Origin of the sequence: Rhizobium mulingense (genome assembly GCF_029194105.1) — a bacterium.
In the GTDB taxonomy this organism is placed as follows: Bacteria; Pseudomonadota; Alphaproteobacteria; order Rhizobiales; family Rhizobiaceae; genus Rhizobium; species Rhizobium mulingense.
Genome location: NZ_JARFVE010000036.1, coordinates 1 through 6,625, shown reverse-complemented (window position 1 = coordinate 6,625; position 6,625 = coordinate 1). Strand labels below are relative to the sequence as shown.

General features: G+C 58.9%; 5 protein-coding genes and 1 pseudogene. All 6 read left to right on the top strand.

Annotation, left to right across the window (positions count from 1 at the left end; all coding sequences use genetic code 11):
• On the top strand, positions 1–1,382 hold a 1,382-nt coding region (gene nifD, locus PYR71_RS30365), incomplete at its 5' end, for a nitrogenase molybdenum-iron protein alpha chain (RefSeq protein WP_141494081.1).
• Positions 1,383–1,505: 123 nt separating this feature from the next.
• Positions 1,506–3,047: a nitrogenase molybdenum-iron protein subunit beta gene (gene nifK / locus PYR71_RS30360; protein ID WP_004677342.1), complete on the top strand. Its 1,542-nt coding sequence runs from the start codon at positions 1,506–1,508 to the stop codon at positions 3,045–3,047.
• A gap of 58 nt (positions 3,048–3,105) precedes the next feature.
• Positions 3,106–4,596: a nitrogenase iron-molybdenum cofactor biosynthesis protein NifE gene (gene nifE / locus PYR71_RS30355; protein WP_012489544.1), complete on the top strand. Its 1,491-nt coding sequence runs from the start codon at positions 3,106–3,108 to the stop codon at positions 4,594–4,596.
• Positions 4,597–4,605: 9 nt separating this feature from the next.
• A complete protein-coding gene (nifN, locus tag PYR71_RS30350) occupies positions 4,606–5,961 on the top strand; it encodes a nitrogenase iron-molybdenum cofactor biosynthesis protein NifN (RefSeq protein WP_012489543.1) in 1,356 nt (451 codons plus the stop codon).
• Complete coding sequence (gene nifX / locus PYR71_RS30345; protein ID WP_008536565.1) at positions 5,958–6,452, top strand: nitrogen fixation protein NifX; 495 nt, start codon at positions 5,958–5,960, stop codon at positions 6,450–6,452. Before nifN ends, nifX begins: the two co-directional genes overlap by 4 nt.
• 3 nt (positions 6,453–6,455) lie before the next feature.
• Positions 6,456–6,625, top strand: a pseudogene (locus PYR71_RS31120) (NifX-associated nitrogen fixation protein); the annotation flags it as partial.

Here is a 6,625-nt window from a genome sequence, read left to right as displayed (position 1 = left end):
GCGACGAGCCTGGCGATGAGCCGAAGGCCCTTTCCGAATGCGACGTCAAATCGAACATCAAGTCCATTCCGGGCGTGATGACGATCCGCGGCTGCGCCTATGCCGGCTCCAAAGGCGTGGTATGGGGGCCGGTCAAGGACATGGTCCACATCTCGCACGGGCCGGTCGGTTGCGGTCATTATTCCTGGTCGCAACGCCGCAACTACTACGTCGGCCTGACGGGCATCGACACGTTCGTGACGCTGCAGTTCACCTCAGACTTCCAGGAAAAGGACATCGTGTTCGGCGGCGACAAGAAGCTTGAACAGGTCATCGACGAGATCGAGGAGCTTTTCCCCCTCAACAACGGCATCAGCGTGCAGTCGGAATGCCCGATCGGGCTGATTGGCGACGACATTGAGGCGGTGTCGCGCAAGAAGGCCAAGGAGCACGAAAAGACGATCGTGCCGGTACGCTGCGAGGGCTTCCGCGGCGTCTCGCAATCGCTCGGCCACCACATCGCCAACGACGCCATCCGTGACTGGGTTTTCGACAAGAACGAAGTCGAGTTTGAGACCGGCCCTTACGATGTCAACGTCGTCGGCGACTACAATATCGGTGGCGACGCGTGGGCTACGCGCATTCTATTGGAGGAGGTGGGGCTGCGCGTGGTCGGCAACTGGTCGGGTGATGCCACGCTCGCTGAGGTCGAGCGCGCGCCAAAGGCCAAGCTGAACCTCATCCACTGCTACCGCTCGATGAACTACATCTGTCGGCACATGGAGGAAAAATACGGCATCCCGTGGATGGAATACAATTTCTTTGGTCCGTCCCAGATCGAAACCTCCCTGCGCGAAATAGCCAAGCACTTCGGTCCGGAAATCGTCGACAAGACCGAGGCTGTCATCACCAAGTACCGGCCCCTGGTCGATGCTGTCGTCGACAAGTACCGGCCGCGCCTCGAAGGCAAGACGGTGATGCTCTATGTCGGCGGCCTGCGTCCTCGCCACGTCATCACGGCCTATGAGGACCTCGGCATGCGGATCGTCGGCACCGGCTACGAGTTCGCCCACAACGACGACTATCAGCGCACCGGCCATTATGTGAACAAGGGTACGCTGATCTATGACGACGTGACCGGTTACGAGCTGGAAAAGTTCATCGAAGGCATCCGCCCCGACCTTGTTGGGTCCGGCATTAAAGAGAAGTATCCGGTGCAGAAGATGGGCATCCCCTTCCGCCAGATGCACTCCTGGGATTATTCCGGCCCGTATCACGGCTATGACGGCTTCGCCATATTCGCCCGCGACATGGATCTGGCCATCAATAATCCGGTGTGGGATCTCTACGACGTCCCCTGGAAAAAAGAGGCCGCGCCAGCTGAGGCGGTTGCGGCCGAATGAGAGCCTGGCCTGTCTTGGGAAGGGGCAGGCCAGGCTCTTCCCATCGGACTTGATCCGCACTCGTGACAGATGACATCCCATTGCCGCCACCGGTGCGGCGCGATGAAAAGAAAGGTGCTTACTATGCCGCAGTCGGCGGAAAAAGTTCTCGACCATGCTCCCCTGTTCCGCGAGCCGGAATACAGGCAGATGCTCGCCGAGAAGAAAGCCAATTTCGAATGCCCCCACCCGGATCAGGTCGTTGCCGATCAAAACGACTTCACGAAGACCTGGGAGTATCGCGAAAAGAACCTGGGCCGCGAAGCCCTGGTCGTGAACCCGGCCAAAGCCTGCCAGCCGCTCGGTGCCGTCTTCGCAGCCGCAGGCTTTGAGCAAACGATGTCCTTCGTCCATGGCAGCCAGGGCTGCGTCGCTTATTACCGTTCGCATCTGTCGCGTCACTTCAAGGAGCCTTCATCGGCGGTCTCGTCCTCGATGACGGAGGACGCGGCAGTGTTCGGCGGGTTGAAGAACATGGTCGACGGGCTCGCCAATACATACAAGCTCTACGATCCGAAGATGATCGCCGTCTCGACCACCTGCATGGCCGAAGTCATTGGAGACGACCTCCACGGCTTCATCGAAAACGCAAAGAACGAAGGGTCGGTCCCGCACGACTTCGATGTTCCTTTCGCCCACACGCCTGCCTTCGTCGGCAGCCACGTCGATGGCTATGACGGCATGATCAAGGGCATTCTGGAGAACTTCTGGAAAGGCAACGAGCGGAAGGAGGTTGCTCAAGCCATCAACATCATTCCCGGCTTCGACGGCTTCTGCGTCGGCAACAACCGCGAACTGAAGCGCCTGCTCGACATGATGGGCGTATCCTACATCTTCATCCAGGATGCCTCCGACCAGTTCGACACGCCGTCTGACGGTACGTACCGCATGTATGACGGCGGCACGAAGATCGAGGACTTGAAAACGGCGTTGAATGCCGAAGCGACCCTGTCGCTGCAGCACTATAACACGCGCAAAACGCTGGAATATTGCAAGGAGGTCGGTCAGGTTACGGCTTCGTTCCATTATCCGCTGGGTGTTCAGGCGACCGACGAATTCCTGATGAAGGTCTCGGAGATTACCGGCAAGGAAATTCCTCCGGCAATCGGCCTGGAACGCGGCCGTCTCGTCGACGCTATGGCAGATAGCCAAGCCTGGCTGCACGGGAAGAAATACGCGATCTACGGCGATCCTGACTTCGTCTACGCCGTTGCCCGGTTCGTCTTGGAAACCGGCGGTGAGCCGACCCACTGCCTTGCTACCAACGGCACGTCGGCCTGGGAAGCCGAGATGAAGGCGTTGCTCGCATCCTCGCCCTTCGGCAAGGATGCCCAGGTCTGGGCGGGCAAGGACCTGTGGGCGTTGCGCTCGCTGCTCTTTACCGAGCCGGTTGATCTTATGATCGGCAATTCCTATGGCAAGTATCTCGAGCGCGACACCGGCACCCCATTGATCCGGCTGACCTTTCCGATATTCGACCGGCACCATCACCACCGTTTCCCGCTCATGGGCTACCAGGGCGGCCTGCGCGTCCTGACGACGATCCTCGACAAGATCTTCGACAAGCTCGATCGCGAGACGAGCGAGCCGGGTGTGACGGACTATTCTTACGACCTGACCCGCTAGGAGCGGCGGCGGTCGGCCTTGTGAGGCCGGCCGCCTTCATCTGAACTTGGAGACCGCAATGCCCTTGCTCAATGCTAAAGTCCAGGATGTCTTTGACGAGCCTGCCTGCGAGAAGAACCGCAGCAAGGATTCCAAGGCGCGCAAAAACGGCTGTTCGAAGCCGCTGATCCCCGGGGCGGCAGCCGGCGGATGCGCTTTCGATGGCGCCAAGATCGTGCTGCAGCCGATCACCGACGTCGCGCACCTGATCCATGGGCCTCTCGGCTGTGAGGGCAATTCCTGGGACAACCGCGGATCGGCTTCCTCAGGTCCAACGCTCTGGCGCACCAGTTTCACGACCGACCTCACTGAAACCGAAGTGGTGATGGGGCACGGCGAGCGGAAACTTTTTAAAGCAATCCGCGAGATCAAGGAGGCCTATGCTCCACCGGCGATTTTCGTCTATTCGACCTGTGTGACAGCATTGATCGGCGACGACATCGAGGCCGTCTGCAAGCGGGCCGCGGAAAAATTCGGCCTTCCGGTGGTGCCGGTCAACGCACCGGGCTTTGCCGGCTCCAAGAACCTTGGCAATAAGCTCGCCGGTGAAGCGTTGCTCGATCATGTGATCGGCAGCGTAGAGCCGAACGACGTGACCGCCTACGACATCAATATCATTGGTGAGTTCAACCTATCCGGCGAGTTTTGGCTGGTAAAGCCGCTTCTTGACCGGCTGGGGATCAGAGTAAGGGCCTGCATTCCAGGAGACGCCCGATATCTTGACATTGCTTCTGCGCATCGCGCCAAGGCGTCCATGTTGGTGTGCTCGACAGCACTCATCAACCTCGCCCGCAAAATGGAGGAGCTCTGGGATATCCCGTTCTTCGAAGGCTCCTTTTACGGAATTACCGACACCTCGGAAGCACTCAGACAGATCGCCAAGCTGCTCGTGATGCAGGGGGCGGATCCCGAAATCCTCGAGCGCACCGAGGCATTGATCGCGGAGGAGGAGGCGATTGCCTGGATGAAACTCGCAGCATATCGACCAAGGCTTGAAGGCAAGCGCGTGTTGCTCAACACCGGCGGCGTCAAGTCCTGGTCGGTTGTCCATGCGCTGATGGAGGTGGGCATCGAGATCGTGGGCACCTCGGTCAAGAAATCCACGCCTGAAGACAAGGAACGTATCAAGCAACTCCTGAAAGACGAAAAACACCTGTTCGAGTCGATGGCGCCGCGCGAGCTTTATAACATGCTCGCCGACGGTAAAGCCGACATCATGTTGTCTGGCGGGCGCACGCAATTCATCGCGCTGAAGGCCAAGACACCTTGGCTCGATATCAACCAGGAACGCCACCACCCCTATGCCGGCTATGACGGCATGGTGGAGCTCGTTCGCCAGATCGATCTTGCTATTCACAATCCGATCTGGATGGAGGTGCGGGAGCCGGCACCGTGGGAATGCCAGCATGCGGTGGAAGAAGAACTGACGAATACCAAGAGCGAGAACGAGACTGGGTACGTCTTGCAAAACTTTGTCGGCGCGGTCGCCGGCAGCTTCGGCAAGCGTTGAGGAAAGCCGATGGTTCAAGTCTTTCCCCAGACCAAATCAGCTGCGGTCAATCCGCTGAAATCGTCGCAGCCGCTCGGCGCCGCGCTCGCCTTTCTTGGCGTCGAGCGTGCCGTGCCGCTGTTCCACGGCAGCCAGGGCTGCACCAGCTTGGCGCTGGTACTTTTAGTCCGGCACTTTAAGGAAGCCATTCCCTTGCAGACAACGGCATTGGACGCAGTGGCGACCATTCTTGGCGGCGCAGGCAATCTGGAAGAGGCGATCCTAAATCTCAAGAGGCGCGCAAAACCCAAGCTGATCGGAATTTGCACGACAGCCCTGGTGGAAACCCGCGGCGAAGATTTCGCAGGCGATCTCGCCAACATCAAGCGGGATCGTGCCGATGAGCTCGCGGGTACGGAGGTTGTGCTGGCGAATACCCCGGATTTCGAGGGAGCGATCGAAGAGGGATGGGCGAAGGCCGTCATCTCTATGGTCGAGCGCATCACCACTCCAGGCGAGCAGAGCCGCCACCAAAAGAAGATTGCGATCCTACCAGGATGGCATCTGACAGTCGCTGACATCGAGCTTCTGCGCGAAACGGTCGAAAGCTTCGGTCTGAAGCCGGTGATCCTGCCGGACATTTCCGGCTCTCTCGACGGCACGGTGCCCGGCGATCGTTGGGTTCCGACCACCTATGGCGGTACTCCCGTCGACGAGATACAAGAGCTTGGCACGGCGGCGCAATGTATCGCGATCGGCGAGCATATGCGCCGCCCCGCAGAGCTACTGCGGACCCGGACGGGAGTCCCTTACGCATTGTTCCAGTCGCTGACAGGATTGAAACGAGCCGACCGGTTCGTCTCGTTTCTTTCTGAGATTTCTGGTGCGCCGGTGCCAGCAAACATCCGCCGTCGCCGAGCACAGCTGCAGGACGCCCTGCTCGACGGACATTTCCATTTCGGAGGCAAGAAAATCGCAATTGCTGTGGAGCCGGACCAGCTCTACCAATTCGCTACCTTCTTCACCGGCATGGGCGCCGAAATCGCGGCAGCGGTCACCACGACCGGCACCTCAAAAATACTCGCGGAAATGCCGGCCGAATCGCTCCAGGTCGGTGATCTTGGCGATCTCGAAGAACTTGCCGTCGGCGCTGATCTTCTCGTCACGCATTCGCATGGACGACAAGCGGCGGAGCGCCTTGGGATTCCGCTCATGCGGGTGGGCTTCCCGATATACGACCGACTCGGCAGCCAGCATAAGCTCACAAGTCTCTATCAGGGAACGCGCGACCTGATCTTCGATGTTTCCAACATCTTCCAGGCCAATCAGCGCGCGCCGTGTCCTGGATCGCTTGATCCCTCCCGCAAAGGAGAACTGCCTAGATGATCGCCGCTCGTCGCCTTTCCCTCGTCCCTGACGGGGTTCACTCGTCAGCTCCAAAACGGAAGGCTGGCGCGTTGCGCGTCGCAATCGCCACTCAAGATATGAAATCTCTCGACGCCCATTTCGGATCGGCAAAACGTTTCGTCGTCTATGATGTGAGTCCCGACGACTGGAAACTGGTGGAAGTCCTGGACTTCGAAGACGTTTCCGACCAGAGCGGAAAGCATCGGAACGAGGACGTCGATCGTATTAACCCGAAGGTGAAGGCGTTGGAAGGTTGTCACTTATTGTTCTGTCTGGCGATCGGTGGGCCATCGGCAGCCCGAGTTGTTTCGGCCAAAATCCACCCAATTAAAGTATCCGATCCTCAACTGATCGAAGATGTTTTGTCGCGAACTCGGGCGATGCTCAGGACTACTCCGCCACCCTGGTTACGCAAGGTGCTAACCGAAGCAGGCGCCATTGAAAAGAAGCCTTTCGATGAGGAGGACTAAGAAATGGGTACATTGACAGGAAGTACGGATGGCCCTGCTGTCAACGAGGATGGGGATCTCGCCACCCCTTTTCTCAGATGCCTGATAAGGCTCATTCGCGCTCAGGATGCCCATGGGGCGTGGGAAGGCAAATCGGACACTGACCTGCTGGCCGACTTCATCCTCACCAAGGA

Bases quoted from the DNA above. Each gene is read 5' to 3' on its own strand.
- nifN (WP_012489543.1), top strand. From the start codon at position 4,606: ATGGTTCAAGTCTTTCCCCAGACCAAATCAGCTGCGGTCAATCCGCTG.
- nifK (WP_004677342.1), top strand. From the start codon at position 1,506: ATGCCGCAGTCGGCGGAAAAAGTTCTCGACCATGCTCCCCTGTTCCGC.
- nifE (WP_012489544.1), top strand. From the start codon at position 3,106: ATGCCCTTGCTCAATGCTAAAGTCCAGGATGTCTTTGACGAGCCTGCC.
- nifX (WP_008536565.1), top strand. From the start codon at position 5,958: ATGATCGCCGCTCGTCGCCTTTCCCTCGTCCCTGACGGGGTTCACTCG.